This window comes from Streptomyces sp. CBMA152 (assembly GCF_014596475.1).
In the GTDB taxonomy this organism is placed as follows: domain Bacteria; phylum Actinomycetota; class Actinomycetes; order Streptomycetales; family Streptomycetaceae; genus Streptomyces.
Genome location: NZ_MECJ01000029.1, coordinates 735,811 through 762,483 on the forward strand (window position 1 = coordinate 735,811; position 26,673 = coordinate 762,483).

The 26,673-nt window shown below is 71.1% G+C and carries 26 protein-coding genes and 1 tRNA gene; 18 read left to right on the plus strand and 9 right to left on the minus strand.

Annotation, left to right across the window (positions count from 1 at the left end):
* Positions 1–48 precede the first annotated feature (48 nt).
* The 6 genes from BG418_RS30430 (at position 49) to BG418_RS30455 (ending at position 5,491) form a co-directional block, all read left to right on the plus strand.
* Positions 49–1,098 (plus strand): MFS transporter, encoded by a 1,050-nt coding sequence (locus tag BG418_RS30430; RefSeq protein ID WP_317453805.1) that lies wholly within the window; start codon positions 49–51, stop codon positions 1,096–1,098.
* Complete coding sequence (locus tag BG418_RS30435) at positions 1,095–3,392, plus strand: molybdopterin oxidoreductase family protein (protein WP_188277185.1); 2,298 nt, start codon at positions 1,095–1,097, stop codon at positions 3,390–3,392. The genes BG418_RS30430 and BG418_RS30435 overlap by 4 nt, the downstream gene beginning before the upstream one ends.
* Positions 3,393–3,400: 8 nt before the next feature.
* Positions 3,401–4,000 (plus strand): 4Fe-4S dicluster domain-containing protein, encoded by a 600-nt coding sequence (locus BG418_RS30440; protein ID WP_188277186.1) that lies wholly within the window; start codon positions 3,401–3,403, stop codon positions 3,998–4,000.
* Positions 3,997–4,764: a ubiquinol-cytochrome c reductase iron-sulfur subunit gene (locus BG418_RS30445; protein WP_188277187.1), complete on the plus strand. Its 768-nt coding sequence runs from the start codon at positions 3,997–3,999 to the stop codon at positions 4,762–4,764. The genes BG418_RS30440 and BG418_RS30445 overlap by 4 nt, the downstream gene beginning before the upstream one ends.
* Before the next feature lie 43 nt (positions 4,765–4,807).
* Complete coding sequence (locus tag BG418_RS30450; RefSeq protein WP_188277304.1) at positions 4,808–5,182, plus strand: hypothetical protein; 375 nt, start codon at positions 4,808–4,810, stop codon at positions 5,180–5,182.
* A gap of 105 nt (positions 5,183–5,287) precedes the next feature.
* Positions 5,288–5,491 (plus strand): hypothetical protein, encoded by a 204-nt coding sequence (locus tag BG418_RS30455; protein ID WP_188277188.1) that lies wholly within the window; start codon positions 5,288–5,290, stop codon positions 5,489–5,491.
* Between the two features lie 19 nt (positions 5,492–5,510).
* Here the strand turns inward: BG418_RS30455 and mscL are convergent, their stop codons facing one another.
* The 6 genes from mscL to BG418_RS30485 all read right to left on the minus strand — a co-directional run bounded on the left by mscL (position 5,511) and on the right by BG418_RS30485 (position 11,525).
* A complete protein-coding gene (gene mscL / locus BG418_RS30460) occupies positions 5,511–5,993 on the minus strand; it encodes a large conductance mechanosensitive channel protein MscL (protein ID WP_188277189.1) in 483 nt (160 codons plus the stop codon).
* A 132-nt stretch (positions 5,994–6,125) separates the two neighbouring features.
* Positions 6,126–6,704 carry a hypothetical protein gene (locus tag BG418_RS30465; protein ID WP_188277190.1) on the minus strand — a complete coding sequence of 193 codons (579 nt, stop codon included), beginning with the start codon at positions 6,702–6,704 and terminating at the stop codon, positions 6,126–6,128.
* A 221-nt stretch (positions 6,705–6,925) separates the two neighbouring features.
* Positions 6,926–7,759, minus strand: coding sequence for an S-methyl-5'-thioadenosine phosphorylase (locus tag BG418_RS30470; RefSeq protein WP_188277191.1), 834 nt, complete (start codon positions 7,757–7,759; stop codon positions 6,926–6,928).
* Between the two features lie 192 nt (positions 7,760–7,951).
* On the minus strand, positions 7,952–8,257 hold the full coding sequence (locus tag BG418_RS30475; protein WP_188277192.1) for an FmdB family zinc ribbon protein: 306 nt from the start codon (positions 8,255–8,257) through the stop codon (positions 7,952–7,954).
* A gap of 69 nt (positions 8,258–8,326) precedes the next feature.
* Entirely contained in the window at positions 8,327–9,604 is a 1,278-nt protein-coding gene (locus BG418_RS30480) for an MFS transporter (RefSeq protein ID WP_188277193.1), read from the minus strand.
* A gap of 412 nt (positions 9,605–10,016) precedes the next feature.
* Complete coding sequence (locus BG418_RS30485) at positions 10,017–11,525, minus strand: potassium/proton antiporter (RefSeq protein ID WP_188277305.1); 1,509 nt, start codon at positions 11,523–11,525, stop codon at positions 10,017–10,019.
* A gap of 255 nt (positions 11,526–11,780) precedes the next feature.
* Between BG418_RS30485 and BG418_RS30490 the strand changes: the two genes are divergently transcribed.
* The gene (locus tag BG418_RS30490; RefSeq protein ID WP_188277194.1) at positions 11,781–14,522 is read left to right on the plus strand and encodes a penicillin acylase family protein; all 2,742 of its coding nucleotides are present in this window, start codon (positions 11,781–11,783) and stop codon (positions 14,520–14,522) included.
* Here BG418_RS30490 and BG418_RS30495 read toward each other — a convergent pair.
* Positions 14,506–15,075 carry a 5-formyltetrahydrofolate cyclo-ligase gene (locus BG418_RS30495; protein ID WP_223185552.1) on the minus strand — a complete coding sequence of 190 codons (570 nt, stop codon included), beginning with the start codon at positions 15,073–15,075 and terminating at the stop codon, positions 14,506–14,508. The genes BG418_RS30490 and BG418_RS30495 overlap by 17 nt on opposite strands.
* Before the next feature lie 124 nt (positions 15,076–15,199).
* Between BG418_RS30495 and galU the strand changes: the two genes are divergently transcribed.
* The 7 genes from galU to BG418_RS30530 all read left to right on the plus strand — a co-directional run bounded on the left by galU (position 15,200) and on the right by BG418_RS30530 (position 20,589).
* The gene (gene galU, locus BG418_RS30500; protein WP_188277196.1) at positions 15,200–16,111 is read left to right on the plus strand and encodes a UTP--glucose-1-phosphate uridylyltransferase GalU; all 912 of its coding nucleotides are present in this window, start codon (positions 15,200–15,202) and stop codon (positions 16,109–16,111) included.
* Positions 16,108–17,409 carry a gephyrin-like molybdotransferase Glp gene (gene glp, locus BG418_RS30505; RefSeq protein ID WP_188277197.1) on the plus strand — a complete coding sequence of 434 codons (1,302 nt, stop codon included), beginning with the start codon at positions 16,108–16,110 and terminating at the stop codon, positions 17,407–17,409. Before galU ends, glp begins: the two co-directional genes overlap by 4 nt.
* A 61-nt stretch (positions 17,410–17,470) precedes the next feature.
* Positions 17,471–17,971 (plus strand): cyclic pyranopterin monophosphate synthase MoaC, encoded by a 501-nt coding sequence (gene moaC / locus BG418_RS30510; RefSeq protein ID WP_188277198.1) that lies wholly within the window; start codon positions 17,471–17,473, stop codon positions 17,969–17,971.
* The gene (locus BG418_RS30515; protein ID WP_223185691.1) at positions 17,935–18,483 is read left to right on the plus strand and encodes a MogA/MoaB family molybdenum cofactor biosynthesis protein; all 549 of its coding nucleotides are present in this window, start codon (positions 17,935–17,937) and stop codon (positions 18,481–18,483) included. Before moaC ends, BG418_RS30515 begins: the two co-directional genes overlap by 37 nt.
* A complete protein-coding gene (locus BG418_RS30520; RefSeq protein WP_188277306.1) occupies positions 18,480–19,106 on the plus strand; it encodes a GNAT family N-acetyltransferase in 627 nt (208 codons plus the stop codon). Before BG418_RS30515 ends, BG418_RS30520 begins: the two co-directional genes overlap by 4 nt.
* Positions 19,107–19,258: 152 nt before the next feature.
* Positions 19,259–20,440 (plus strand): gephyrin-like molybdotransferase receptor GlpR, encoded by a 1,182-nt coding sequence (glpR, locus tag BG418_RS30525; protein ID WP_188277200.1) that lies wholly within the window; start codon positions 19,259–19,261, stop codon positions 20,438–20,440.
* Positions 20,441–20,515: 75 nt separating this feature from the next.
* Positions 20,516–20,589, plus strand: a tRNA-Ala gene (locus BG418_RS30530).
* Between the two features lie 132 nt (positions 20,590–20,721).
* On the opposite strand, the gene BG418_RS30535 is transcribed toward BG418_RS30530, so the two are convergent.
* Positions 20,722–21,201, minus strand: a complete 480-nt coding sequence (locus tag BG418_RS30535) for a GNAT family N-acetyltransferase (RefSeq protein WP_188277201.1) — start codon at positions 21,199–21,201, stop codon at positions 20,722–20,724.
* A 58-nt stretch (positions 21,202–21,259) separates the two neighbouring features.
* Here BG418_RS30535 and BG418_RS30540 point away from each other — a divergent pair, with 58 nt between their 5' ends.
* Complete coding sequence (locus BG418_RS30540) at positions 21,260–22,081, plus strand: exodeoxyribonuclease III (protein ID WP_188277202.1); 822 nt, start codon at positions 21,260–21,262, stop codon at positions 22,079–22,081.
* 54 nt (positions 22,082–22,135) lie between these two features.
* On the opposite strand, the gene BG418_RS30545 is transcribed toward BG418_RS30540, so the two are convergent.
* The gene (locus tag BG418_RS30545) at positions 22,136–22,774 is read right to left on the minus strand and encodes a MerR family transcriptional regulator (protein WP_188277307.1); all 639 of its coding nucleotides are present in this window, start codon (positions 22,772–22,774) and stop codon (positions 22,136–22,138) included.
* 434 nt (positions 22,775–23,208) lie between these two features.
* Here BG418_RS30545 and BG418_RS30550 point away from each other — a divergent pair, with 434 nt between their 5' ends.
* The 3 genes from BG418_RS30550 to BG418_RS30560 are packed head-to-tail and all read left to right on the plus strand — an operon-like array spanning position 23,209 to position 26,617.
* Complete coding sequence (locus tag BG418_RS30550) at positions 23,209–24,798, plus strand: NAD(P)/FAD-dependent oxidoreductase (RefSeq protein WP_188277203.1); 1,590 nt, start codon at positions 23,209–23,211, stop codon at positions 24,796–24,798.
* A complete protein-coding gene (locus BG418_RS30555; RefSeq protein ID WP_188277204.1) occupies positions 24,795–25,733 on the plus strand; it encodes an alpha/beta fold hydrolase in 939 nt (312 codons plus the stop codon). Before BG418_RS30550 ends, BG418_RS30555 begins: the two co-directional genes overlap by 4 nt.
* Entirely contained in the window at positions 25,730–26,617 is an 888-nt protein-coding gene (locus BG418_RS30560; RefSeq protein WP_188277205.1) for an SDR family oxidoreductase, read from the plus strand. Before BG418_RS30555 ends, BG418_RS30560 begins: the two co-directional genes overlap by 4 nt.
* Positions 26,618–26,673 lie beyond the last annotated feature (56 nt).

The following is a 26,673-nucleotide window of genomic DNA, read 5'->3' on the forward strand; positions in this document are numbered from 1 at the left end:
GCCTGTCACAACAGGTGAAACCATCCCATAAGCACCTACGGTGGCCGGGTGACCGAGCCTCCCGCAGCATCGCCGCCCGCCGTCGCGTTGCGCGCGACCGTGGCCGGTACCGCCGTCTCCCTTCTGCTGGTCCTCGCCATCTTCTTCGGCAGCCGCCGGCTCAGGGACTTCGACTCGGCCTTGATGCCGTACGCCGTGGCCACCGTCTTCCTCGCCTTCGGCGTCGCCTACCGCTACACCATGTGGATCTCCTCCCCGGGCGCCCGCCGCCTCTTCAAGCAGGGCTGGCGCAGCCTGTTCTCGGCCGCCAACTTCCGCCGCGCCCCCACCGCCCTGCCGAGGATGGCCGCCACCTATCTCGGCTTCCAGAAGTTCCTCGGCGCCCGCTCCCACGCCCGCTGGGGCGCCCACCAGCTGATCTTCTGGGGCTGCCTGCTGGCCGCCGCGATCACGTTCCCGCTGACCTGGGGCTGGTTCACCTTCACCACCTCGACCGGTTCCGGACCCGGCTACGAAATGCGGATCTGGGGCGTGAAGCTGCTCGGTTTCGACTCGCTGAACATCGTCGGCTGGCTGATGTTCCACGGCCTGGACATCGCCGCGGTCCTGGTCATCCCCGGTGCCTCGTACTTCCTGTGGCGCCGGATGAAGGACCGGGGCGCGATCACCGGCCAGCGGTTCGCCTACGACCTGGTCCCGCTGCTCCTGCTGATCGTCATCTCCGTGACCGGCCTCCTCCTCACCTTCTCGTCGATCTTCCTGCACGGCGGGGGCTATGAGTTCCTGGCGCTGCTGCACATGGTGACCGTGGTGCTCACCCTCATCTACATCCCGTTCGGGAAGTTCTTCCACATCGTCCAGCGGCCGGCCGCCGTCGGGATGCAGCTGTTCAAGTACACCGCCCGCCAGGAAGAGCAGCTCTTCCCCTGCCGCCGCTGCGGGCAGCCGATCGACACCGCTCCTTACGTCGAGAACCTGCGGGGCACCATGCGCGACCTGGACCTCGGCTTCGACGCCTGGGCCGAGTACTGCCCGCGCTGCAAGCGGGTGCTGCGCGGCACCGCGTACCTCTCGCACGTCAAGAAGGGCTACAAGTGACCCAGCACGTCCCGCTGGACCCGTCCATCGCCCCGCCCGGCACCCGCAACTTCCGCGACGCGGGCGGCATCCCGGCCGACCAGTGGCGCGCCGACCAGGACGGCGAGACCCTGGTCCCCACCCACTGCTGCTTCTGCGGGGTGCAGTGCGGGATGTATCTCCGCGTCGACGGCGGCGGCAAGGTCTTCGGCGTCGAACCCCGCAACCACGACATCAACCGGATGCGCCTGTGCCCCAAGGGCATCAACGCGTATCAGCAGGTCAACCACCCCGACCGGCTGACGGCCCCGCTGCTGCGCCGCTCCCGTGACGAGCCGTTCCGGGAGGCCTCCTGGGAGGAGGCGCTGGACTTCACGGTCGCCGAGATCCGCCGCATCCAGGCCGCCCACGGCAACGACGCCTTCGGGCTGCTGGGTGGCGCCAGCCTCTTCTCCGAGAAGACCTATCTGGTCGGCAAGTTCGCCCGCGTCGCGCTCAAGTCGCGGCACGTCGACTACAACGGCCGGCTGTGCATGGTCTCCGCCGCGGGCGCCAACAAACTCGCCTTCGGCATCGACCGCGCCGCCAACCCCTTCTCCGACATCCTCCTCACCGACTGCCTGCTGATCGCCGGGTCCAACGTCGGCGAGTGCTTCCCCGTCATGACGCAGTACGTGTGGGGCGCGCGCGACCGGGGTGCCACGCTGATCGTGATCGATCCGCGCGAGACGGCGGTCGCCCGCACCGCCGACATCCATGTCGCCCTCAAGCCCGGCACCGACTCGGCCTTCTTCAACTCCGTCCTCCACGTGGTCATCAAGGAGGAACTCGACGACGAGGGCTTCGTCGGCGCCAACACCACGGGCTGGGAAGAGGTCCGCGACACGGTCGCCGAGTATCCCCCCGAGCACGCCGCCGAGATCTGCGGGATCCCGGCCGGCCAGATCGTCGAGGTGGCCCGGACGTTCGCCCGCGCCCCCAGGGCCATGGCCTGGCACGCCCGGGGCATCGAGCACCACTCGCAGGGTGTGGAGAACTGCCTCTCCGTCATCAACCTCTGCGTGGCCACCGGCAACCTCGGCAAGCCCGGCGCCGGTTACGGCACCATCACCGGCCAGGGCAACGGCCAGGGCGGGCGCGAGCACGGCCAGAAGGCCGACCTGCTGCCGGGCGGGCGCTCCATCACGAACCCGGAGCACCGCCGGCAGATCTGTGAGATCTGGGGCATCGAGGAGTCCGAACTCCCGCCCGCCGGAACCTCGATGGTGGAAATGGTCCATCAGATGCGCCGCCAGGAGATCCGCGGCCTGATCGGTATCTGCAACAACCCCTTCGTCTCCCTCCCCCATTACGCGACCGTCAAGGACGGCTACGACACCCTCGAATTCCACGCCCAATTCGACTTCTTCCTCTCCGAGACCGCCGCCAACGCGCATGTGGTCTTCCCCGTCACCACCTGGGCCGAGGACGAAGGCGTGATGGCCAACGCCGAGGCCCGGGTGGTCAAGCACAACAAGGCCCAGGAACCCCCCGCCGGGGTGCGCACCGACACCTGGGTGATCTGCCAGCTGGCTGGGCGCCTCGGCGCGGGCGACAAGTTCGCCTTCCCCGGCTCGCGCGAGGTGTTCGACGAGCTGCGCACCGCCTCCGCCGGAACGGTCAACGACTACTACGGCATCACCTACGAACGCCTGGAGGAGACCGGCGGGATCGCTTGGCCCTGCCCCTCCACCGACCATCCGGGCACCCCGCGTCTCTTCGAGGACGGGCGGACCTGGCACCCCGACGGCAAGATCCATATGCAGGTGGTCGAGTGGCACCCGCCGATGGACCCGTACGACGACGAACACCCCCTCTCGCTCACCACCGGCCGGACCGTCGCGCACTTCCTCTCCGGCAACCAGACCCGCAGGCTCGGCGCCCTGGTCGAACAGACCCCGCGCCCCTGGGTCGAGATCCACCCCTCGCACGGCTTCCGCAACGGCGACCCGGTCCGCGTCGTCACCCGGCGCGGCAGCGGGGTCTTCCCCGCCCTGGTCACCGAGGCCATCCGCCCCGACACCGTCTTCATCCCGTACCACTGGCCGGTCCCCACGTCCGCGAACGCGCTGACCATCGACGCCCTCGACCCCCGTTCCAAGATTCCCGAGTACAAGGTCTGTGCCTGCCGCATCGAGCCCGGCGAGCGGATCGACGAGGTCCCGGCGCCCCCGACCGCCCCCGGCCAGGTGGCCTACCCGGCGACCCAGGTCTCCCGCACCGATCCGCTGCCGCCCACGTCCCCGCAGGGCCGTGGCACCGCCGAGAGGAGCTGACGCCCGCGATGATGGGCAGAACGATCTTCATCGACCCGGGGCGGTGCATCGGCTGCCAGGCCTGTGTCTCGGCCTGCCGTGAGTGCGACTCGCACCGGGGCAAATCCATGATCCATCTCGACTACCCCGACGAGGGGCACTCGGTCGCCTCCCTTCCCACGGTCTGTATGCACTGCGAGGACCCGGTCGCGCCCTGCGCCGAGGTGTGTCCCGCCGACGCGATCCTGGTGACCGCCGACGGTGTGGTGCAGCAGGCCGACACCACCCGCTGCATCGGCTGCGCCAACTGCGTCAACGCCTGCCCCTTCGGCGTACCGAAGATCGACCTCCAGGCGAAGCTGCAGATGAAGTGCAACCTCTGCTACGACCGCACCGCCTATGGCCTCGCCCCCATGTGCGCCACGGTCTGCCCCACCGGCGCCCTCTTCTACGGAACCCTTGAGGAGCTCCAGGCCGAGCGCCCCGGCGTCCGCGTCGCCGACTCCTTCACGTTCGGCGATGTCGTCGTCTCCACCGGAGTGGCGATGGTCGTCCCGGCCGACAAGGTGCAGTGGCCGGTGCCCGGTGGCCTCCCGGTCGTCGAGGTGAACGGGAGGGCGGTTCGATGAGTAGGCCGGAACAGCCGCCCTCGGGCCCGGAACCGGTGCCGGGCCAGGAACGGGTGCCAGAACCAGCCCCTGAGCCAAGCCCCCCGGCACCGGCTGCGGGACCGGCGTCGGGAGCAGCCCGGGCACCGGCCGGTGAACCCGGGGCGAGGCCTTGGCCGGACCCCGCGCAGGAGGCGCTGCGCGACCGCGTCTTCGCCGACTCGCTGACCACCCGCCGCGACTATCTGCGGATCGTCTCCACCGTCTCGTGCGGGCTCGCCGTCGGCGGTGTCGCCGTGGCCGGGGGAGTGCTCCACCGGCACGGTGACAGCGACGACGTCCCCCAGGCCAAGCGCGTCGCCGCACGGCTCGGCCCCGGCGAGTCCATCGCCTTCCGCTTCCCCGGCGAGGACGACCGCGCCGTCGGCGTACGCCTCAAGGACGGCACCCTCGTCGGCTATTCGGCTGTCTGCACCCATCTGGCCTGCGGGGTGCTGTGGCGCGCGCATCGGGGCAACGAAGGGGAGCTGTACTGCCCCTGCCACGAAGGGGTCTTCGACGCCCGGACCGGAGAGGTGACCGCCGGGCCGCCGCCGCGTCCGCTGCCGAAGGTGCTCCTCGTGGAGGAGATCGACGGCAGCGTCTGGGCGGTGGCCACCACCCGCTCCGGAGAGAGCGTCAAGGACGCCATGTGCCGGCAGTTCGCCGACCAGCACCCGGACATGGCGGCCCGGATCGGCTGCTCCGGGACACGGGCCGAGACCGAGAAGGGCGAGCGGACATGAAGAGCGAGCCGACATGAGTGCCGACAGAGGTACGGGTGCGGGTATGGGCGACGGCGGTGCGGCGGTCCCCCCTCGGCCGCAGTACACACCCGGCAGCGCGCAGCCCCGGCTCAACCGTCCGGTGCGGGACCGGTACCCCCAGATCCGCTCCACGAGCGGATACGGCGACCCCCGGATCCGCCGCACCGGTCCGGGACCCGGCGCGGGCACCGAGCAGGAGCCCGAGCGGTCCTCGAAACTCAGCGCCCGCCTCGCCCTGGCCATCACCGTGGTCATCGGCCAGCTCTGGGGTCTGACGGTCGTCGTCAACGAGTGGATGAAGGGCGCCACCGGAACCGCCTGGTGGGGTGCGGGCTTCCTGGGCCTGTCGTTCGTCGTGGTCCTCGGGCTGTGGCTGCTCGACCCGAGGGATCGCTGAGGGTTCGGTGCCGGAGGCCGGGCCGGGGCGAGAAGTGGGGGCGGGGTGAGAGGCGAGGGCGGGACTGGTCCCGTCCTCGGCGCGGTGTCGCCGTACCCTGGAAGCATGAGTACCGCCCCCGCCCCCGGACCGCGCGATGCGAAGTCGGCGTCCGACCCGAAGCCCAGGCCCGCGCTGGTCTTCGACGATCCGCTCGACCAGCAGTCGACGGACGACACGGACCGTGGGTGGGGTGAGCGGGCCCCGGCCGGTGGCAGCGCGGCCGACCTCGCACGCTTCCTCGACGAGAAGCCGCCCCACCACATCTGACAGAGCCGCCGCAGGAGTGCTACGGCGCGCTGTGCCCCGAGCCGCGCTGGGAGACCAGCGCGTCGCGGATCTCCTTCAGGACCTCCAGCTCGCTGACCTCCAGGGTCTCCTGGACCCCTTCCTTCGCCCTGTCCCGCTGGGTCTTCTTGGCCAGGTACTTGGCCATCGGCAGCACCATCAGGAAGTACACGACGGCTGCGGTGATGAGGAAGGTGAGCACCGAGCTGAGGACCGAGCCCCACATGATCGGGATGCCCGAGACCGCCTCGCCCGTCTTCGGGTCGACGCCGCACGGTCCCTTCAGGCATGAGCTGTAGCTGTTCAGGTCCTTCGTGCCGAACGCGCCGATCAGCGGGTTGATGACGCCCTTCACGACCGAGTTCACGACGGCGGTGAACGCGGCGCCGATGACCACCGCGACCGCCAGGTCGACCACATTGCCGCGCATCAGGAAGGCCTTGAAGCCGTCCAGGACACCGCCGCCCTTCTTCTCGTCGGTCACGAGTGAGCCTCTCTTCGCAGGTGCAGGAGGTGGAGCAAACCGTTCCGCAACCTACGTCAGCGCATGGCCGGGATGTCCAATCCACATACGCAAACAGGTGACTTGACAGGATGTCAGTGCTATTCATGTGATTCAGCACAGGGTCACCGCCAGCCGGGCCGAGGCTCCCGCGCCGACGAGCGTCGTGGCGGTGGCGCGGGGGACGGCGAGGACGATCAGCGCTCCGCCGTCCGGCGAGAGGTCGCGCGGTCGGGGCACGTCGGTCACCCGTACACCCGACGCCACCACGCGCGCCGCGCCCCCGCCGCCCGAGCGCGAGTCGGGGGACGCGATCACATCGACCCGGTCGCCGGGCCGCAGCAGCCGGACCGTCTCCGCGTCCGCGATCCGTACCGGCGCGGACACCACTTCGACGGCCTGGCGCGCGGGTTGTCGCGGCGCGGCCTGCCGGTGGACGCCCGTGCTCGCGGTGTTCGCCGTATCGCTGACGCGCGGGGCCGCACGGCCGGAGCCGCCCGCGCCCGTCGCCGCCAGGGCCGCTGCCGCCACGGCGAGTCCGGCGGCCATCGCCCGCCGCCGACGTCGCACGGCCCGCCGCAGCCGATTTCTGCCGCCGCGCACCCGGAGCGGCGGAAAGGCGGGCACGCCGAGCGGCTCGGGTGCGGCGGAGTGCGCGGGGGAGGGTGTGGGCAGGGCAGGAGGCATGGACATCGTGGGTCACCACCGATCGTGCGGAGCGAGTGCTGCTCGAACGCTCCTCACGATCCCCGCCCCGCCAACTTCCCGCTGAGCCCTGTGGATTGCTCCCCGATTGTGGATAACTCCGTCACCCGTTCGAGCGGATGGCGCGTCGAGCGGGTGGGGGCGTCGGCACCCACACTCCTGGGGCCGGAACCCGGTCACCCGGCCGTGTCGGTGCGGCAGCCGGTGCCCTACGGCAGCCGGATCCCCGTGTCCAGCCCGTCCAGCGCCCGCGTGCACAGACAGTCGCGGCCCTCGCCCGCCGGGAGAGCGGCCACCGCGTCGAAGAGCACCGTCCGCAGCCGGTCCACATTGGCCGCGAAGACCCGCAGCACCTCCTCGTGGGAGACGCCCTCGCCCGTCTCGGCCCCCGCGTCCAGGTCGGTCACCAGGGCCATCGACGTGTAGCAGAGCCCCAGTTCACGCGCGAGCACGGCCTCGGGGTGCCCGGTCATGCCGACCACCGACCAGCCCATCGCCGCATGCCACTGCGACTCCGCGCGCGTGGAGAACCGCGGGCCCTCTATGACGACCAGCGTGCCGCCGTCCACCGGCTCCCAGTCCCGCCCGCGCGCCGCCGACAGCGCCGCCTTGCGGCCCTCGGGGCAGTACGGGTCGGCCAGCGCGACATGGACGACGTTCGGGATCGAGCCGTCGGGCAGCGGGTAACCGTCGTAGTACGTCTGCGTGCGCGCCTTCGTACGGTCGACCAACTGGTCCGGTACGAGCAGGGTCCCCGGGCCGTACTCGGGCCGCAGCCCGCCCACCGCGCACGGGCCGAGCACCTGCCGTACGCCCACCGACCGCAGGGCCCAGAGGTTGGCGCGGTAGTTGATGCGGTGCGGCGGCAGGTGGTGGCCGCGGCCGTGCCGGGGCAGGAACGCGACCCGGCGCCCGGCGATCTCGCCCAGGAACAGGGAGTCGCTGGGGCTGCCGTACGGGGTGTCGACCTGGATCTCGGTGACGTCCTCAAGGAACGAGTAGAAGCCCGAACCGCCGATGACGCCGATCTCTGCGTTAGCCATGCGGAGCACACTAGCCGGGGCCGCCGGACGCCAAAACGTGCGTACGGACGCCTACGCGCGCGTGCGTCGTCGGCGGGCACACGCACATCTTGTGGACCCGTACGCGCGCGTGCGTCGCCGCGGGTACGCCGAAGACCCCGCCGTGCGTGACGGCAGGGTCTTCGGATGGTCTGGAGCGCGCGACCCGGTGGGTCAGGCGGCCGACGACGAGCTGGTGGAGCTCGACGGCGTCGAGGAGGACGCGGCCGGCTTCGAGTCGGAGCTCGACGACGTCGACGGCTTGGCGGCCGAGGACGATGCGGGCGTGCTGCTCGACGACGCGCCACGGCTGTCGTTGCGGTAGAAGCCGGAGCCCTTGAAGACGATGCCGACGGCCGAGAACACCTTCTTGAGGCGTCCGTCGCAGTTCGGGCAGACGGTCAGGGCGTCGTCGGTGAACTTCTGCACCGCTTCAAGGCCCTCGCCGCACTCGGTGCACTGGTACTGGTAGGTCGGCACTGTGTCTTCCTCCTGGCACTCTCACTCGATGAGTGCTAACGACGGTCCATAGTGACGTATTCCGCTGGATCAGTCCACCGTCACGGGAACTCGGTGACCGACGCCACTACGCGCGACGGTCCGGCTTTCGGCGCGCGGCGCGAGCCGCGAACGCAGGGAGACCAGCGTGATCAGGGCCAGCGCGGTGCCCGCGAGCGGCACCAGGAAGCCCGCGCTGGAGCCGTGGGCGTCGGCGAGACGGCCGGCCACGGTGACCGCGCCCGCCTGGCCGAGGGCCACCGCGCCGGTCAGCCAGGTGAAGGCCTCGGTCCGGGCGGAGGCCGGGACCAGGGACTCGACCAGCGTGTAGCCGGTGATCAGGGCCGGGGCGATGCAGAGGCCGACGATCAGGCCGAGGCCGCCGAGCAGCACCGCGGAGTGCATCGCCCACAGGCCCGAGGCCGCCAGGGTCAGCCCGGTGTAGCCCGCGATCAGACGTGTCCGGGGCGCCGACTTCCAGGCGATGGCGCCGCACGCGATGCCTGCCAGCATGTTGCCCGCGGCGAAGATCCCGTACAGCAGACCGTTGGCGCCGGGGTTGCCGATCTCCTCGGAGAACGCGGTCAGCGAGACCTGCATACCGCCGAAGACCGCGCCGATGCCGAGGAAGGACACGGCCAGGACGCGCACACCGGGGATGGAGAGCGCGGAGACGTGCTCCACGCGCGCGTGGCCCGCGATGTCGCGGCTGGGCTGCGGCTGGGTGCGGTGCTGGGAGGCGAAGAGCAGGCCGCCGACCAGGGTCAGCGAGGCCTCGGCGATGAGACCGGCGGCCGGGTGGACGCCGGTGCACAGCGCGGTGGCGAGCACCGGGCCGATGACGAAGGTGAACTCGTCCGTCACCGACTCGAAGGCCGCGGCCGTCGACATCAGGGGCGAGCCCTCCAGCTTGGCCGCCCAGCGTGCCCGCACCATCGGCCCGACCTGCGGCACCGAGGCACCGGTCGGGACGGCGGCCAGGAACAGCGCCCACAGGGGGGCGCCGGCCAGGGCCAGTGAGATCAGTACGGAGCCCGAGGCGGCGTGCACGAGGACGCCGGGCAGCAACACGGCGCGCTGGCCGAACCGGTCGGCGAGCTTGCCGCCCTGCGGCGCGAAGAGCGCCATGGAGACACCGGTGACGGCGGCGACGGCGCCCGCGCTGCCGTAGGAGCCGGTGGTGTGCTGGACGAGCAGCACGATGCTGATGGTGAGCATCGCGAAAGGCTGCCGGGCAAAGAATCCGGGCAGAACGAACGACAGAGCGCCAGGGGTGCGCAGGAGCTGCCCGTATCCGGGGCGACGCTCAGAAGTGACCGTGGATGCCACGGTCCTTGCCTTTCTGCCGCCTGGTAGCGCGCCCCTGGTACGGGTGAGTACGGGCGTTGCCGAGAGCTGTCCTCTTGCGCGGAACTGCGGTAGATGCCGGGGCTCACTGCGAGAGCCTCCGACCGCCATACGGTCGCGCCAGCTCTGCGTCAGGCAGAGTTGGTCGATCAGTGGTGTGCCTTCATGCTACAGGGGGAATCGGATCTGCGCCTGAGAAAGCGCGCAGATGGCCGAGATCACACCTGTGATTAACCGGATCTTCGCCCGGTTGTTCCCTGATTCGATGGACGCGAGACGACGCCACCCGGCGGCCCAGCCCCCGGCGCCCCAGCGACCCGGGCGACCCCAGGCGGCCCAGCGCCCCACCGGCCGAGAGCCCCCACAGGCCCAGCCGCCCAAGGCCCCGGCCGTCCTAGCGGCCCGAGGCGCCCGCGCCGCCCGCTCCCAGCCACCCGGCCAGCTTGCCGCCCTGTCCGACCGCCCGCAGCCGCGCCTCGGCCGCGTCCCGTACCGGATCCGTCGCCACGACGAGCAGTTCGTCGCCGCGCCGCAGCACGGTCGTGGGCCCCGGTACGAAGCTCTTCGAGTCCCGTACGACCAGCGTCACCGCCGCGCCCGGAGGCAGTCGCAGCTCGTGCACCTCGACGCCGTGCATCTTCGACTCGTCCGGGATCGCCACGGACAGCAGATGGCCGCGCAGCCGCTCCAGCGGCGCCGACTCGATCCCCAGGTCGGAGGCCGCCTCGGTCTCGGAGACCCGCAGCTTGCGGGCGAGCCAGGGCAGCGTCGGGCCCTGGACGAGGGTGTAGACGACGACCAGGACGAAGACGATGTTGAAGACCCGCTGGCTGCCCTCGATCCCGGAGACCATCGGGATCGTGGCCAGGATGATCGGTACGGCGCCGCGCAGCCCCGCCCAGGACATCAGGGCCTTCTCCTGCCACGGCATCTTGAACGGCAGCAGGCTGACCAGGACCTCAAGGGGCCGCGCCACCATCGTCAGGACCAGGCCGATGATCACGGCGGGCCAGAAGTCGCCGGCGAGCTTGTGCGGGGTCACCAGCAGGCCGAGCAGCACGAACATGCCGATCTGGGCGATCCAGCCGAGCCCGTCGGCGAAGCCGCGCGTCGCGGGCCAGTGCGGCAGCTTGGCGTTGCCCATGATCATCGCGGCCAGGTAGACGGCGAGGAAGCCGGAGCCGTGGGCCATGGCGCCCGCCGCGTACGCGGTCACCGCGATGGCCATCACGGCGATCGGGTAGAGGCCGGAGGCGGGCAGGGCCACGTGCCGCAGTCCCCAGGAGCCGAGCCAGCCCACCGCGAGCCCGATGCCCGCGCCGATGGCCAGCTCAAGGGCGATCTTCCCGGCCAGCAGGTACCAGGAGTCCACCGGACCCGGCGTGGAGAAGGCGACGACCAGGATGACCACGGGGGCGTCGTTGAAGCCCGACTCGGCTTCCAGGACGCCGGTGATCCGCGAGGGCAGCGGCACCTTGCGCAGCACGGAGAAGACGGCCGCGGCGTCCGTGGAGGACACCACCGCGCCGATGATCAGTGACTGCCGCCATTCGAGCCCGACCAGATAGTGCGCACCGGCCGCGGTGACCCCCACGCTCACCGCGACACCGACGATCGACAGCACGATCGCCGCCGGCAGGGCCGGACGGATCTCCTTCCACTTGGTGCCCAGACCGCCTTCGGCCAGGATCACCACCAGGGCTGCGTAGCCGATGACCTGGGTCAGTTCGGCGTTGTCGAACTTGACGTCGAAGATCCCGTCCTGCCCTATCGCGACGCCTATGCCGAGGTACAGGAGCAGGCTCGGGAGCCCGCTGCGCGAGGAGATCCGCACCGCCGCGACGGCGATGAGCAGGACGAGCGAGCAGATGAGCAGGAGCTCGTTGAGATGGTGGACAGTCAGTGGCCGATCCTTCCCCTCACGCGCCGTCGGGCGCCCTCACGTACAGGCGCCGGAACGTTTCTTCGACCACCTGGTACTTCGTTACCTTACCTAATCTTTGACGAGTTCTTTACGCACGGCTGTACGGCGACGGCGGTCCGACGCTCATAAGACGGCGGTCCGATGCTCATAAAAGACACCGCGTCCGGGGCTGTCAGTGGCTGCGCCTATGGTTGCTCCAGCACCTAGGACCACCCTGCCCCTCGAAGGACAGCGATGCCCGCCAACACAACCGCCCCTTCCGCCAAGACGAAAGTCAGGAAGAAGGGACGCCGCGCCCGCCTCCTCCTGATCGTCCTGGTGCTGGCGCTCGTAGCGGGTGTCGGGTACGGCGCTTACTGGGGCGTGAGCACCGTGCGCGCCTCGTTCCCGCAGACCACGGGGTCGATCCAGCTCAAGGGCCTGTCGGGCCCGGTCGACGTCAAGCGCGACGACTACGGAGTGCCGCAGGTCTACGCGGACAGCGACACCGACCTCTTCATGGCCCAGGGCTTCGTCCAGGCCCAGGACCGGTTCTGGGAGATGGACGTCCGCCGCCACATGACCTCCGGCCGGCTCTCGGAGATGTTCGGCAAGGACCAGGTCGAGACGGACTCCTTCCTGCGCACTCTCGGCTGGCGCCGGGTCGCGCAGCAGGAGTACGACACCAAGCTGTCACCGCAGACGAAGAAGTACCTCCAGGCGTACGCCGCCGGTGTCAACGCGTATCTCAAGGGCAAGAGCCCCAAGGAGATCTCGGTCGAGTACGCGGCGCTGGACTTCGTGCACGACTACAAGATCGAGCAGTGGACGCCGGTCGACTCGGTGGCCTGGCTCAAGGCGATGGCCTGGGACCTGCGCGGCAACATGCAGGACGAGATCGACCGCTCGCTGATGACGAGCCGGCTCAGCCCGCAGCAGATCAAGGATCTGTATCCGCCGTACCCGACGGCCACGCACCGGCCGATCGTCGACCAGGGCTCGCTCAACAAGACCACCGGCAAGTACGACCCGAACCGCGAGCCGGGCACCGGCACCGCCCTCGCGGGCACCCCCGACGGGGCGACCCAGGGCGCGCAGACGCAGCTCGCGCGGCTCTCGGACAACCTCGACAAGATCCCGGCGCTGCTCGGCCCCAACGGCAGCGGCATCGGCTCCAACTCGTGGGTCGTCTCCGGCAAGTACACGACGACCGGTATGCCGCTGCTCGCCAACGACCCGCACCTGGCGCCGATGATGCCGTCGCTCTGGTACCAGATGGGTCTGCACTGCCGGACCGTCTCCGCGACCTGCGGCTACGACGTGGCGGGCTACACGTTCTCCGGGATGCCCGGCGTGGTCATCGGCCACAACCAGGACGTCTCCTGGGGGTTCACCAACCTCGGCGCCGATGTGACGGACCTGTACCTGGAGAAGATCTCCGGCAACACCTACACGCTCGACAACCAGCAGGTGGCCCTCAAGACGCGTGAGGAGGTCATCAAGGTCGCGGGCGGCAAGAGCAAGACGATCACCGTGCGCGAGACCAACAACGGTCCGCTGGTCTCCGACCGCAACGACGAGCTGGAGAAGGTGGGTCAGAAGGCCCCGGTGACCACCTCCGCGCCCGACCGGGGCGAGGGATACGGGGTGGCGCTGCGCTGGACCGCCCTGGACCCGGGCAAGTCCATGGACGCCGTCTTCGAGCTGGACCGCGCCAAGGACTTCAAGTCCTTCCGGGCGGCCGCCAAGGACTTCGAGGTCCCCTCGCAGAACCTGATCTACGCCGACACCAAGGGCCACATCGGCTACCAGGCGCCGGGCCGGATCCCGATCCGCGCCAAGGGCGTCGACGGCACGATGCCCGCCCCCGGCTGGGACTCCAAGTACAGCTGGAACAACAAGTACATCCCCTTCGACGCGCTGCCCTACGAGTACGACCCCAAGCGCGGCTACATCGTCACCGCCAACCAGGCCGTCGTCGACGACAAGAAGTACCCGTACCTGCTGACCAAGGACTGGGGCTACGGCACCCGCAGCCAGCGGATCAACGACCTCATCGAGTCGAAGACCAAGGACGGCGGGAAGATCTCCACCGAGGACATGCAGAAGATGCAGATGGACAACAGCAGCGAGATCGCCGCGCTGCTGACGCCCGCTCTGCTGAAGATCGACGTGTCCGACCCGGCCGTACGGGAGGCCCAGAAGCTCCTTGAGGGCTGGGACTACACCCAGGAGTCCGACTCGGGGGCCGCCGCCTACTTCAACGCGGTCTGGCGCAACGTCCTCAAGCTGGCCTTCGGCAACAAGCTCCCGAAGGAGCTCCGGGTCAAGGGCGAGTGCCTGTACGTCCTTCCGCCGGTCGGCTCCGGCCCGGTGGACGACCCCAATGCGCGCGTACGCGAGTGCGGCGAGCGCGACGCGGACTCGGCGCAGCCGGACGGCGGCGACCGCTGGTTCGAGGTGGTGCGCCGCATCTTCCCCGACCAGAAGAACGTCTGGTGGCAGTCGCCGGGCAGCCGTCTGGACAAGGCCACCACGACCCGCGACCAGCTGCTGGCGCGCGCCATGAAGGACGCCCGCTGGGAGCTGACGGCCAAGCTCGGCAAGGACGTCACCACCTGGAGCTGGGGCCGGCTGCACCAGCTGATGCTCAAGAACCAGACGCTCGGCACCGACGGGCCCGGCATCGTCAAGTACCTCCTCAACCGCGGCCCGTGGAACCTGGGCGGCGGCGAGGCGGCGGTCAACGCCACCGGCTGGAACGCGGGAGGCGGCGACTACGGAGTGACCTGGGTGCCGTCGATGCGGATGGTGGTGAACCTGAAGGACTTCGACAAGTCGAAGTGGATCAACCTCACCGGTGCCTCGGGCCACGCCTACAGCGCGCACTACTCGGACCAGACCTCCAAGTGGGCCAAGGGCGAGCAGCTGGACTGGTCGTACACCGCCAAGTCGGTCGACACCGCGACGGTGGACAAGCTCACTCTGAAGCCGTGAAGCGGGTCACCCCCTTCGGGGTGACCACGGCGTGAACGGGGTGGTCGTGCGGTTCCTCCGGGACCCGGGCGACCACCTCGTCGTCGTAGAGGAGCACCACGCGCGCGGGGTCGTGCCCGGCGGCCGCGATCCGGGCGAGCACCCGGTCGTACGAGCCGCCGCCCCGGCCGAGCCGCATCCCGCGCGCGTCGACGGCGAGGCCGGGCAGCAGCACCGTGTCGGCCTCCAGGACGGCGGCGGGGCCGAGGCGGGTGCCGGTCGGCTCCAGGAGTCCCCGAGCGGCCCGTACGAGGCGGTCGGCGCCCTCGTACTCCGCCCAGTCCAGGTCATTGTCCGATTGCAGTACGGGGAGCAGGACGCGGATGCCCCGCGTGCGAAGTGCGTCGAGCAGCGCGCGCGTGCCGGGTTCGCGCCCCACCGAGACATACGCGGCCACCGTCGTGGCCCCCGCGAGCTCGGGAAGTGCCAGCGCCCGGCGGGCCAGGGCCTCGCCCGCCGCGCGGACGTCGTCGTCCGTCAGAAGGCGCCGGACACCCAGGAGTTCCCCGCGCAAGAGGGCCTTTTCGGCTGCACCATCACTCACAGTGTTTTTCACAATCCCCTCAAATGACCGTTTATGAGAGCGAATTAACCGGAGGATAATCTTCCGCCCATACGCAGCGGTTAGTGTGCTGCGCATGACTCAGTCGCCCCCACGGATCACCAAGGCTGTCATTCCGGCGGCAGGCCTCGGCACCCGGTTCCTGCCGGCCACCAAGGCCACGCCCAAGGAGATGCTGCCGGTCGTCGACAAGCCCGCGATCCAGTACGTGGTCGAGGAGGCGGTCGCCGCCGGTCTCTCGGACGTCCTGATGGTCACGGGGCGCAACAAGCGTCCGCTGGAGGATCACTTCGACCGCAACTACGAGCTCGAAGAGGCCCTCTCCCGCAAGGGCGACGAGGCCAGGCTCGCCAAGGTCCGCGAGTCCAGCGACCTCGCCAACATGCACTATGTGCGCCAGGGCGACCCCAAGGGCCTGGGCCACGCCGTGCTGTGCGCCGCGCCGCACGTCGGCGACCAGCCCTTCGCGGTGCTCCTCGGCGACGACCTCATCGACGCGCGCGACCCGCTGCTCTCCCGGATGGTCGAGATCCAGGAGCGCGAGGGCGGCAGCGTGATCGCCCTGATGGAGGTCGAGCCCGACCAGATCCAGATGTACGGCTGCGCGGCCGTCGAGCCCACCGGCCACGGCGACGTCGTACGGGTCACCGGCCTGGTGGAGAAGCCCGAGCCCGCGGACGCGCCGAGCAACCTGGCGATCATCGGCCGATACGTCCTCGACCCCGCCGTCTTCGCGATACTGCGCCAGACCGAGCCGGGCCGCGGCGGCGAGATCCAGCTCACCGACGCGCTCCAGCAGCTGGCCGAGGACGAGAAGATCGGCGGCCCCGTGCACGGTGTGATCTTCAAGGGCCGCCGCTATGACACCGGCGACCGCGGGGACTATCTGCGCGCCATTGTCAGACTCGCGTGCGAACGTGAAGACCTGGGCCCGGACTTCAAGGCCTGGCTTCGCAGTTATGTCACCGAGGAGATGCAGGCACCGTGAGCAACACGATCTGGTCGGTCGACGAGCACCTGGAGGACGTCCTCGCCGCCGTCAAGCCGCTCGAACCCATCGAGCTGCAACTGCCCGACGCCCAGGGCTGCGTCCTGGTCGAGGACGTCACGGTGCCGGTCGCCCTGCCGCCCTTCGACAACAGCTCGATGGACGGGTACGCGGTGCGCGTCGCCGATGTGGCGGGCGCCAGCGAGGAGTTCCCCGCGGTGCTCACGGTGATCGGCGACGTGGCCGCGGGCAGCGGCGAGCTGCCCGCCGTCGGTCCCGGTCAGGCCGCCCGGATCATGACCGGCGCCCCGCTGCCGCCCGGCGCCGAGGCCGTCGTCCCGGTCGAATGGACCGACGGCGGTACGGGCGGGGGCCCGGCCACCACCATGCGCCCCGCCGGCGCCGCGCCCGAGGGCGCCGGCGGCGAGGTCCGGGTGCACCGCCCCGCCGAGGCGAGAGCGCACGTACGCGCGCGTGGCAGCGACGTCCAGGCGGGCGACCTGGCCCTCGCGGCCGGGACGGTGCTCGGGGCGCCCCAGATCGGCCTCCTTGCCGCCATCGGCCGCGGCAGCGTCACCGTACGCCCGCGCCCGCGCGTGGTCGTCCTGTCGACCGGCAGCGAACTCGTCCAGCCCGGCGAGGAGTTGGGCCAGGGCCAGATCTACGACTCCAACAGCTTCGCGCTCGCCGCCGCCGCGCGCGAGGCGGGAGCCATCGCCTACCGGGTCGGCGCGGTCACCGACGACGCCGAGGTCCTGCGCGCCACCATCGAGGACCAGCTGATCCGCGCCGATCTGCTGGTCACCACGGGCGGGGTCAGCGTCGGCGCGTACGACGTGGTCAAGGAGGCGCTGTCCTCGGTGGGCGACGAGGACGAGCCGGGCAGCGGGATCGACTTCCGCAAGCTCGCCATGCAGCCCGGCAAGCCCCAGGGCTTCGGCTCGATCGGCCCCGACCACACCCCGCTGCTCGCCCTGCCCGGCAACCCGGTCTCCTCGTACGTCTCCTTCGAACTGTTCGTACGCCCGGCGATCCGCACCCTGATGGGCCTGCCGGACGTGCACCGGCCACGCGCGCGTGCCGTGCTCAGCGCCGACAAGCCGCTGTCGTCCCCGGCGGCCCGGCGCCAGTTCCTGCGCGGTACGTACGACGCCGACGAAGCCACCGTGACGCCGGTCGGCGGCTCCGGATCGCATCTGATCGCGGCCCTGGCGCAGGCGGACTGCCTGATCGTGCTCCCCGAGGACGTCACATCGGCGGAGCCCGGCACGGAGGTCGAGGTCATCCTGCTCGGCTGAGGGGGCCGGGGTGGCGGTAGCGTGTCTGCCCACACAGGCCGGACCGGGAGCGCCACACACCATGAGTACGCAAGGCAGGCTGACCCACATCGACGAGGCGGGCGCGGCCCGCATGGTCGACGTCTCCGAGAAGGACGTGACGGTCCGCACCGCGCGCGCGAGCGGACGCGTGCTCGTCTCGCCGCGCGTCGTGGAGCTGCTGCGTGGCGAGGGCGTCCCCAAGGGCGACGCCTTGGCGACCGCCCGGATCGCCGGGATCATGGGTGCCAAGCGCACCCCGGACCTGATCCCGCTCTGCCACCCGCTGGCGGTCTCCGGGGTGAAGCTGGACCTCGCGCTCGCCGACGACGCGGTGGAGATCCTGGCGACGGTGAAGACGACCGACCGCACGGGCGTCGAGATGGAGGCGCTGACCGCCGTGTCGGTGGCCGCGCTGACCGTCGTCGACATGGTGAAGGCCGTGGACAAGGCGGCCGTCATCACGGACATCCGGGTCGAGGAGAAGACGGGCGGCAAGTCGGGCGACTGGGCCCGCCCCGGGGTGGACGGGGGCACGCCGTGACCGGTTCCCCCTCCGGCTACCGCGCCCTCGTGGTCACCGCCTCCAACCGCGCCTCCGCCGGGGTCTACGCGGACAAGGGCGGCCCGCTGGTCGCCGAAGGGCTCACGGCACTGGGCTTCCAGGTCGACGGCCCCCGGGTCGTGCCCGACGGTGACCCCGTCGAGGAAGCGCTGCGGGCCGGGGTCGCGCAGGCGTACGACGTCATCGTGACCACCGGCGGCACCGGCATCTCGCCCACCGACCGCACCCCCGACGCCACCCGCCGCGTCATCGACTACGAAGTGCCCGGCATCGGCGAGGCGATTCGCGCCGAGGGCCTGGCGAAGGTGCCGACCGCCGCGCTCTCGCGGGGCCTGGCCGGGGTCGCGGGCGGCCGGACCCTGATCGTGAACCTGCCGGGCTCCACCGGCGGCGTACGCGACGGCCTGGCGGTCCTCGGGCGGCTGCTGACGCACGCCGTCGACCAGATCCGGGGCGGCGACCACCCCAGACCCACGGGGAGCCCAAGCTGAACGTCCCATCGTGGCCGGTCGAGCTGGCGGACGGCGATGTGGTCCTCCGCCCCATAAAGCTGCGCGACCAACGGGCCTGGCGCGAGGTGAACCGGCGCAACCGCGAGTGGCTGCGCCCCTGGGAAGCGACCATTCCGCCGCCGGTGCCGGGCGCCCCGGCCGCCCAGCGGCCCACGTACCGGCAGATGGTCCGGCATCTGCGCGCCGAGGCGAACGCGGGCCGGATGCTGCCGTTCGTGATCGAGTACCAGGGCCGCCTGGTCGGCCAGTTGACCGTCGCCGGGATCACCTGGGGCTCGATGTGCTCGGGGCACGTCGGGTACTGGATCGACCGCGACGTGGCGGGCCGGGGCGTGATGCCGACGGCCGTCGCGCTCGCCACCGACCACTGCTTCCGTACGGTCGGACTGCACCGTATGGAGGTCTGCATTCGGCCCGAGAACGGGCCGAGCCGGCGGGTGGTGGAGAAACTCGGATTCCGCGAGGAGGGCCTGCGCCCGCGCTATCTCCACATCGACGGTGGATGGCGGGACCATCTGGTGTACGCGCTGACGGCGGAAGAGGTGCCGGAGGGGCTGCTGCACAGGTGGAAGCAGGCGCGCCGGGCCCACCACGAGAAATGAAATATACGTTCGAATTCGATTGCCTACGTTTGTTTCGTTCCACCGAACCGATCTGAAGAATCACAAAAAAAGCCAGTGATATCAGCCAGATCGTGCGACACACCGGCTCAATTGGCGTATCCCGTCGGGCCCGTCCCTCTACCGTGTGGGGTGTGAGCAGCAGCGGCCTCATCTACGCAGTCATCGTCGGGGCCTGGGCCGCCTACTTGGTGCCGATGTGGCTCCGCAGGCAGGACGAGCTCAACGAAGCCCGTCCGACGGAACGCTTCAGCACTGCCATCCGGCTGCTGTCCGGACGGTCTGCCATGGAGCGCCGGTACGCCAAGGAGCTGCGGCAGCGAGGTTCTGGCGCCATCGCACCCGACGCCGACCCGGACGCGCCCACGGAGTCCCTGGGGGACCCCGCAAGCGGCGCCGACGTCCGGGACTTCGACGTGCCCCGGACGCACCCGACGGGCACGGGGGGTGCGCGGCGGGAGGAGACGGCGTCCTCCGAGGCCGCCGCCCGCCAAGAGGACTCCTCCCGGGGCGAGGACCGGGCATCCGGCAGGGAGCACCGGGACGAGCGGACGGGTGCGGGACGCCGGAGCGAGGAGCGGCCCGAGGGCGCGCGGCAGGATGCCGGGCGCCGGCGCACCGAACGACCTGCCGATGCCGCCGAACGCGCCCGCCGCGCCCGGCGCAGCGCGGTCCTGGCGCGCCGCCGGCGTACGACGGTGATCCTCTTCCTCGCCTTCACGCTGGGCACGGTCGTGGCGGCCGTGGGCGGCCTTGAGTTCCTGTGGGCGCCCGCAGGCCCGGCCGTACTGCTCAGCGCGTACATCGTGCATCTGCGGGCGCGCGAGCGGCGGCGGTTCGCGTTCGTCATGGACCGGCGCCGGGCCGAGGTCGCCGCGCAGCGGCTGCGCGAGCGCCAGCCGCGCCGCCAGCCCGCCGCCGTGGCGGAGACCGAGGACGAGCCGGAGCTCCACCCGGCGCCCGAGCCCGAGCCCGTGGTCTCCCCGCAGGAGGCCGACCGGCGCGCGCTGGTCGAGCAGACCGACCACGCGGAGTGGGTCGACCAGCAGCGCGAGCGCGGCCCCGAGCGCGGCGACAGCTGGGAGCCGGTCCCGGTGCCGCTCCCGACGTACGTGACGGCCCCGGTCGCCCCCCGCGCCACCGGCAGCATCGACCTGGGTGCCCCGGACACCTGGTCCTCGGCCCGCTCCTCCACCGCGGACCCGACGGCCCCGGCCGCTCCGGCACCCCGTCAGCGCACGTCCCCAAGTCGCCGCCGGACCCCGCTCTTCGACCAGTACGCGGAGCAGGACCGCCCCCGCGCGGCCAACGAGTGACGCCCGTCTCGCCCACCAGCGGGGATCGGATTTCCAAGCACCCCGATCGGGGTGCTAATGTTTCACCCGTTGCAAGGGCCTGTGGCGCAGTCCGGTAGCGCACCTCGTTCGCATCGAGGGGGTCAGGGGTTCGAATCCCCTCAGGTCCACAACAACAGGGAAGAGCCCCTGTCGGAGAAATCCGGCAGGGGCTCTTTCACATGTGTCCAGACAGACGGCCGTACGGGCGAGAGGGCCCCAAGGGCCGCCCCGGTGGGCGCCCTTGGGGTGTGGGCTCCGTCTCACACAAGCGGCTTGGCGTAGCAGCGGCTGCTCGGGTATTCGCGGTAGTGGCCGAACTTGGTGCAGGGGGTGTAGCCCGTCGAGGTGTAGAGGGCTATTGCCTCCGGCTGCTTGTTGCCGGTCTCCAGGACCATGCGGGTGCGGCCGGCCGCGCGGGCGTCGGCTTCCAGGGCGGCGAGGATGCGGCGGGCCAGGCCCAGGCCGCGCGCCTCCGGGATGACGTACATGCGCTTCAGCTCGGCGTCGCCGTCCGAGTAGCCTTCGTCGTTCTTGTCCTGGGTTCGCCAGCCGCCGGTGGCGATCGGGCGCTCGTCCGCGTCGTACGCGATGAGGTACAGCCCGTTCGGGGGTACGAACATCGAGGCGTCGAGCGGTGTGGCGTCGCCGTCGTCCCCGTAGCGCTCGATGTATTCGAGCTGCACCTGGTCGTTGAGCTTGATGGCGTCCGGGTGGTCGTACCCGAGGGTGCGGATATCCATGCGTTCCAGCGTACTTCTATGCAGACGATCACGATGACCGGGTGGGTATGGTGCCCCGGTGCTCACTGTTACCTCTGTGAATGTAAATGGGCTCCGCGCCGCTGCCAAGAAGGGCTTCCTTGAGTGGCTGGCCGGGACCGACGCCGATGTGCTGTGCCTCCAGGAGGTACGGGCCGAGCCGCAGCAGCTGACGGCCGACGTACGCGAGCCCGAGGGGTGGCACGTCGTGCACGCGCCCGCCGCGGCCAAGGGCCGGGCCGGGGTCTCGCTCTACACCCGCCGCGAGCCCGAGCGCGTACGGGTCGGGTTCGGGAGCGCGGAGTTCGACGGCAGCGGCCGGTACGTCGAGGCGGACCTGCCCGGCGTCACCGTCGCCAGCCTCTACCTGCCCTCCGGCGAGGTCGGTACGGAGAAGCAGGACGAGAAGTGCCGGTTCATGGGGGAGTTCCTCCCGTATCTGAAGGAACTTCGCGGACGGGCCGCCGCCGACGGGCGCGAGGTCGTCGTCTGCGGTGACTGGAACATCGCCCACCGCGAGGCCGACCTCAAGAACTGGCGCGGCAACAAGAAGAACTCCGGCTTCCTGCCGGAGGAGCGCGAGTGGATGTCCCGCGTCTTCGGCGAACTCGGCGACGGGGCCGGGAGCGACGCCGGTTACGTGGACGTCGTGCGCGGGCTGCACCCCGAGGAGGAGGGCCCGTACTCGTGGTGGTCCTACCGCGGGCGCGCCTTCGACAACGACACGGGCTGGCGCATCGACTACCAGGTCGCCACGCCCGGGCTGGCCGCGCGGGCGGTCAAGGGGTTCGTGGAGCGGGCCGCCAGCCATGGGGAGCGGTGGAGCGACCATGCGCCGGTCACTGTGGCGTACGAGCTGTAGGCGTACGAGCTTCAGGCGTACGTACGAGGTGTACGCGCTGTAGGCGTACGGGGGTTACGTGGTCGGTCCCTCGGCCGGACCCTTCGCCATGTGGCGGTCCAGGGCCATGGACAGTTCCGCCTCGACCACGTTCTTGGCCAGCGGGCGCAGGGTGGCGATGTCCTGGTCGGGGGCGTGGGCGTGCAGCAGCGTGAGGAAGAGGCGGGCCAGGGCGTCCGCGTGGGTGCGGACCTCGCGGCCCGCCGCCAGGACCGCCGCCAGCGGGACGCCCTCGCGTACCAGCGCGGCCGAGACGTCGAGCAGTCGGCGGCTGATGTGGACGATCTCCTCGCCGTCGACGGCGAGATAGCCGAGGTCGAGCGCGGCCGCCAGGTTCTCCGGGGTCACCTCGCCCGCGAAGTGGTCCGCGAGGGCCTCGGGGGTCAGGCGGACCGGGGTCTCCTCGGTCGGCTCGACCAGGCCCAGCGCCTCGCCCGCGTCCCGGCCGGACTCGAACGCGGCGGTCAGGTCGGCGATGCCGGAGAGGGTGTGGCCGCGCTCCAGTAGCGCGGTGATCGTGCGGAGGCGGGCCAGGTGGTGGTCGTCGTACCAGGCGATACGGCCCTCGCGGCGGGGCGGCGGGATGAGGCCGCGCTCGCGGTAGAAGCGGAGGGTGCGCACGGTGATGCCGGCCTTGGCGGCGAGCTCGTCCATGCGGTACTCGCGGGGCGGGGCGGGGTCGACGGGCCCCGGCGGGGTGCGGGCGGGGTCGACTGCGGGGTTCTGTGAGGTGCGGGGGGCCTCGGTCCCGGCGGGGGCTCCGCCCCCGGACCCCCCGTTCGGCTGCAGGCCGTCGTCCGCTGTGCCCACCCGTTCCGCCCCAGCGGAACGACTGCCCACAGCGGGGTGGGGGGTGGTGGGGCGGGAGTGGGCGCCCGCGGCGGGGTCGGTGCCGCCGCCCGTGGCGGAGCCACCGTCCCCCGCGCCTGCTCCTCCGTCTGTCACGTTCGCCAGCCTATGTTGTACCGCCGGTAACTTTCCCCGTCCGAACCCCTACCGCTCGGTATGCCGCTGCTCTACTCTCCCAATTGTGCCAGTGATTACTGGCAGAGTCGCTACGCACGGACAAACGGCATGGAGGCGGTGGCATGGCCCAGCACGAGCGCGACCATGAACGCGAGCGCGACCACGAGCACGTTCGCGTCGCGGTGATCGGATCCGGGTTCGGGGGGCTCGGGGCCGCCGTGCGGCTGCGGCGGGAAGGGATCACCGACTTCGTGGTCCTTGAGCGGGCCGACTCCGTGGGCGGGACCTGGCGGGACAACAGTTACCCTGGATGCGCCTGTGACGTGCCGTCGCATCTGTACTCGTTCTCCTTCGCGCCCAACCCGGACTGGCCGCGTACCTTCTCCGGGCAGCGGCACATCCGGGCCTATCTGGAGCATGTCGCCGACGTCTTCCGGCTGCGGCCCCATCTGCGCCTCGGGCATGAGGTCACGATGATGCGGTGGGACAGTGAGCAGCTGTGGTGGGTCATCGAGGCCGCCAATGGGACCACCATCACCGCCGATGTTGTTGTGTCGGCCACCGGGCCCCTCTCCGATCCCAAGATCCCGGACATCCCCGGGCTCGACACCTTCCCCGGCAAGGTCTTCCACTCCGCCCGCTGGGACCACGACTACGACCTGCGCGGCAAGCGCGTCGCCATGATCGGGACCGGGGCGTCGGCCATTCAGATCGTCCCGGCCATCCAGCCCCAGGTCCGCAACCTCACCCTCTTCCAGCGCACCCCGCCCTGGGTCATGCCGCGCGTCGACCGGGCGATCAGCGCGCCCGAGCGGTGGCTGCACCGCCAGTTGCCGTTCACCGGGGCCGCGCGGCGCGGACTGCTGTGGGGGATACGGGAGTTGCAGGTCAGCGCGTTCACCAAGCGGCCCAATGAGCTGGGGCTCGTCGAGTCGCTGGCCAAGCGGAACATGGCCCGGGCCATCAAGGACCCGGCCCTGCGCGCCAAGCTGACCCCCGACTACCGGATCGGCTGCAAGCGCATCCTGCTCTCCAGCGAGTACTACCCGACGCTCGCCAAGCCCAATGTCGACCTGGTCGCTTCCGGGCTCGGTGAAGTACGCGGGTCCACCCTCGTCGCCGCCGACGGGACCGAGACCGAGGTCGACGCGATCGTCTTCGGCACCGGCTTCCACGTCACCGACATGCCGATCGCCGACCGCGTCGTCGGCGCCGACGGGCACACGCTCGCCGAGGCGTGGAAGGGCGGCATGGAGTCGCTGCGCGGCGCCACCGCCGCCGGTTTCCCCAACTGGATGACGATCATCGGGCCCAACACCGGGCTCGGGAACTCCTCGATGATCCTGATGATCGAGTCGCAGCTCAACTACATGGCCGACTATCTGCGGCAGTTGAACGTCCTCGGCGGGCGCGTCGCCCTCGGCGCCCGGCCCTCCGCCGTCGGCGCCTGGAACCGCCGCGTCCAGGAACGTATGAAGCGGACCGTCTGGAACACCGGCGGCTGCACCAGCTGGTACCTGGACCCGAGCGGCCGCAACACCACCATCTGGCCCGGCACGACCGGCGAGTTCCGCAAGGAGACCCGTGCGGTCGATCTCGGGGAGTACGAGGTGATCCGGGCCAGGGCCGCCGAGTCCACGGACGAGCCCGCGCCCGCCAAGTCCCGTACACCCCGCCGGAAGCCCAACACCCCCGAGGCGGTGGCCTCATGAGTCCCGTCCGCACCCCCTACGTCACCACCGGCCCCTACGCCCCGCCCACCCCCACCCGTACGCTCACCGCCGTCTCCGCCGACGGCGCCCGGCTGCACGTCGAGGTGCACGGAGCCGAGGATGCCCCGGCCGTCGTCCTCGCGCACGGGTGGACCTGCTCGACCGCCTTCTGGGCCGCGCAGATCCGTGCGCTGGCGGGGGAGCACCGGGTGATCGCGTACGACCAGCGCGGCCACGGACGTACGCCCGCGCACGCCGTCTGTTCCACCGACGCGCTCGCCGACGACCTGGAGGCGGTGCTCGCCGCGACGCTCGCGCCGGACGAGAAGGCCGTGCTCGCGGGGCACTCCATGGGCGGGATGACGCTGATGGCGGCCGCCCGGCGGCCGGGGCTTCGTGAGCACGCGGCGGCGGTGCTGCTGTGCAGTACGGGCAGTTCGCGGCTGGTGGCCGAGTCGTTGGTGGTGCCGCTGCGGGCGGGGCGGGTGCGCACCCGGCTCACCCACGCCGTCCTCGGCTCGAAGGCCCCGCTCGGCCCGGTCACGCCCCTAGGGAAGAAGGTCCTTCGTTACGCGACGATGGGGCCCGGGGCCGCCCCCGACCGTATAGAGGCGTGCGCCAGGATCGTGCACGGCTGCGGCCGGGGTCCCCGGTACGCCTGGTCGCAGGTCCTGAGCGGGCTCGAACTGGACGGTCTCGTACGGGAGTTGAGGGTGCCCACCGCCGTCATCGCCGGGACGGCCGACCGGCTGACCCCGCCCGTGCACGCCCGGCGGCTCGCGGCCGCGCTGCCCGTCTGCGCGGGGCTCACCGAGCTCACCGGCGTCGGGCACATGACTCCGGTCGAGGCGCCGGAGGTGGTCACGGAACGCATCCGTGAACTGGTTCGTACGTATGTGACGGTGACCGCGACGGTCGAGGAGGACTTGGTATGAGCAGGGTGAGCCTTGAAGGACAGGTCGCGGTCGTCACAGGAGCCGCCCGGGGAGTGGGCGAGCTGCTCGCCCGCAAACTGTCGGCGCGCGGCGCCAAGGTGGCGCTGGTCGGCCTGGAGCCGGACGAGTTGAAGCGGGTGGCCGCGCGGCTGCACACCGAGGCGGAGTCCTGGTTCGCGGACGTCACCGACCACGAGGCGATGGCGCGGGTCGCGGGCGAGGTCAAGGAGCGGTTCGGCAAGGTCGACATCGTGGTCGCCAACGCGGGCGTCGCGTCGGGCGGACCGTTCGTGGACTCCGACCCCGAGGCGTGGCGGCGGGTCATCGAGGTCAACCTGATCGGCGGCGCGGTGACGGCCCGCGCCTTCCTGCCCGTACTGATGGAGAGCCGGGGCTACTTCCTGCAGATCGCCTCGCTCGCCGCGATCACTCCGGCGCCGATGATGACGGCGTACTGCGCGTCCAAGTCGGGCGTGGAGGCGTTCGCGCACAGCCTGCGGGCCGAGGTGGGCTACAAGGGCGTACGGGTCGGGGTCGGGTATCTGTCCTGGACCGACACGGACATGGTGCGCGGCGCCGACCAGGACGAGGTGATGCGCGAGCTGCGGCAGCGGCTGCCGTGGCCGTCCAACCGTACGTATCCGCTGGGCCCGGCCGTCGACCGGATCGTGGCGGGCATCGAGCGGCGCTCCTCGCATGTGTACGCGCAGTGGTGGCTGCGGGGGATGCAGTCGGTGCGGGGGTATCTGCCGTCGGTCATCGGGGCCGTGGGCCAGCGCGAGATGCGGCGCTTCGAGCCCCGGCTCGCGGGGGTCGGGCGGGGGCTCGTGGGGGCCGGTGGGGCCGCCGACGAGGAGGAACGGGTGGTCCGTCACCGGCCGTAATCGACCGAAATGCGTGCTGTGTCCCTGCGTGCCACGCTGGTCGAGGTCCAACCCCC

Excerpts from the sequence above, each read along its gene's own strand:
- BG418_RS30470 (WP_188277191.1), bottom strand. The coding sequence starts at position 7,759 with ATGGCTAACGCAGAGATCGGCGTCATCGGCGGTTCGGGCTTCTACTCG.
- BG418_RS30445 (WP_188277187.1), top strand. The coding sequence starts at position 3,997 with ATGAGTAGGCCGGAACAGCCGCCCTCGGGCCCGGAACCGGTGCCGGGC.
- moaC (WP_188277198.1), top strand. The coding sequence starts at position 17,471 with ATGAGTACGCAAGGCAGGCTGACCCACATCGACGAGGCGGGCGCGGCC.
- BG418_RS30465 (WP_188277190.1), bottom strand. The coding sequence starts at position 6,704 with ATGTCCATGCCTCCTGCCCTGCCCACACCCTCCCCCGCGCACTCCGCC.
- BG418_RS30450 (WP_188277304.1), top strand. The coding sequence starts at position 4,808 with ATGGGCGACGGCGGTGCGGCGGTCCCCCCTCGGCCGCAGTACACACCC.
- galU (WP_188277196.1), top strand. The coding sequence starts at position 15,200 with ATGACTCAGTCGCCCCCACGGATCACCAAGGCTGTCATTCCGGCGGCA.
- BG418_RS30545 (WP_188277307.1), bottom strand. The coding sequence starts at position 22,774 with ATGGACGAGCTCGCCGCCAAGGCCGGCATCACCGTGCGCACCCTCCGC.
- BG418_RS30560 (WP_188277205.1), top strand. The coding sequence starts at position 25,730 with ATGAGCAGGGTGAGCCTTGAAGGACAGGTCGCGGTCGTCACAGGAGCC.
- BG418_RS30535 (WP_188277201.1), bottom strand. The coding sequence starts at position 21,201 with ATGGATATCCGCACCCTCGGGTACGACCACCCGGACGCCATCAAGCTC.
- BG418_RS30490 (WP_188277194.1), top strand. The coding sequence starts at position 11,781 with ATGCCCGCCAACACAACCGCCCCTTCCGCCAAGACGAAAGTCAGGAAG.
- BG418_RS30440 (WP_188277186.1), top strand. The coding sequence starts at position 3,401 with ATGATGGGCAGAACGATCTTCATCGACCCGGGGCGGTGCATCGGCTGC.
- BG418_RS30455 (WP_188277188.1), top strand. The coding sequence starts at position 5,288 with ATGAGTACCGCCCCCGCCCCCGGACCGCGCGATGCGAAGTCGGCGTCC.
- BG418_RS30550 (WP_188277203.1), top strand. The coding sequence starts at position 23,209 with ATGGCCCAGCACGAGCGCGACCATGAACGCGAGCGCGACCACGAGCAC.
- BG418_RS30555 (WP_188277204.1), top strand. The coding sequence starts at position 24,795 with ATGAGTCCCGTCCGCACCCCCTACGTCACCACCGGCCCCTACGCCCCG.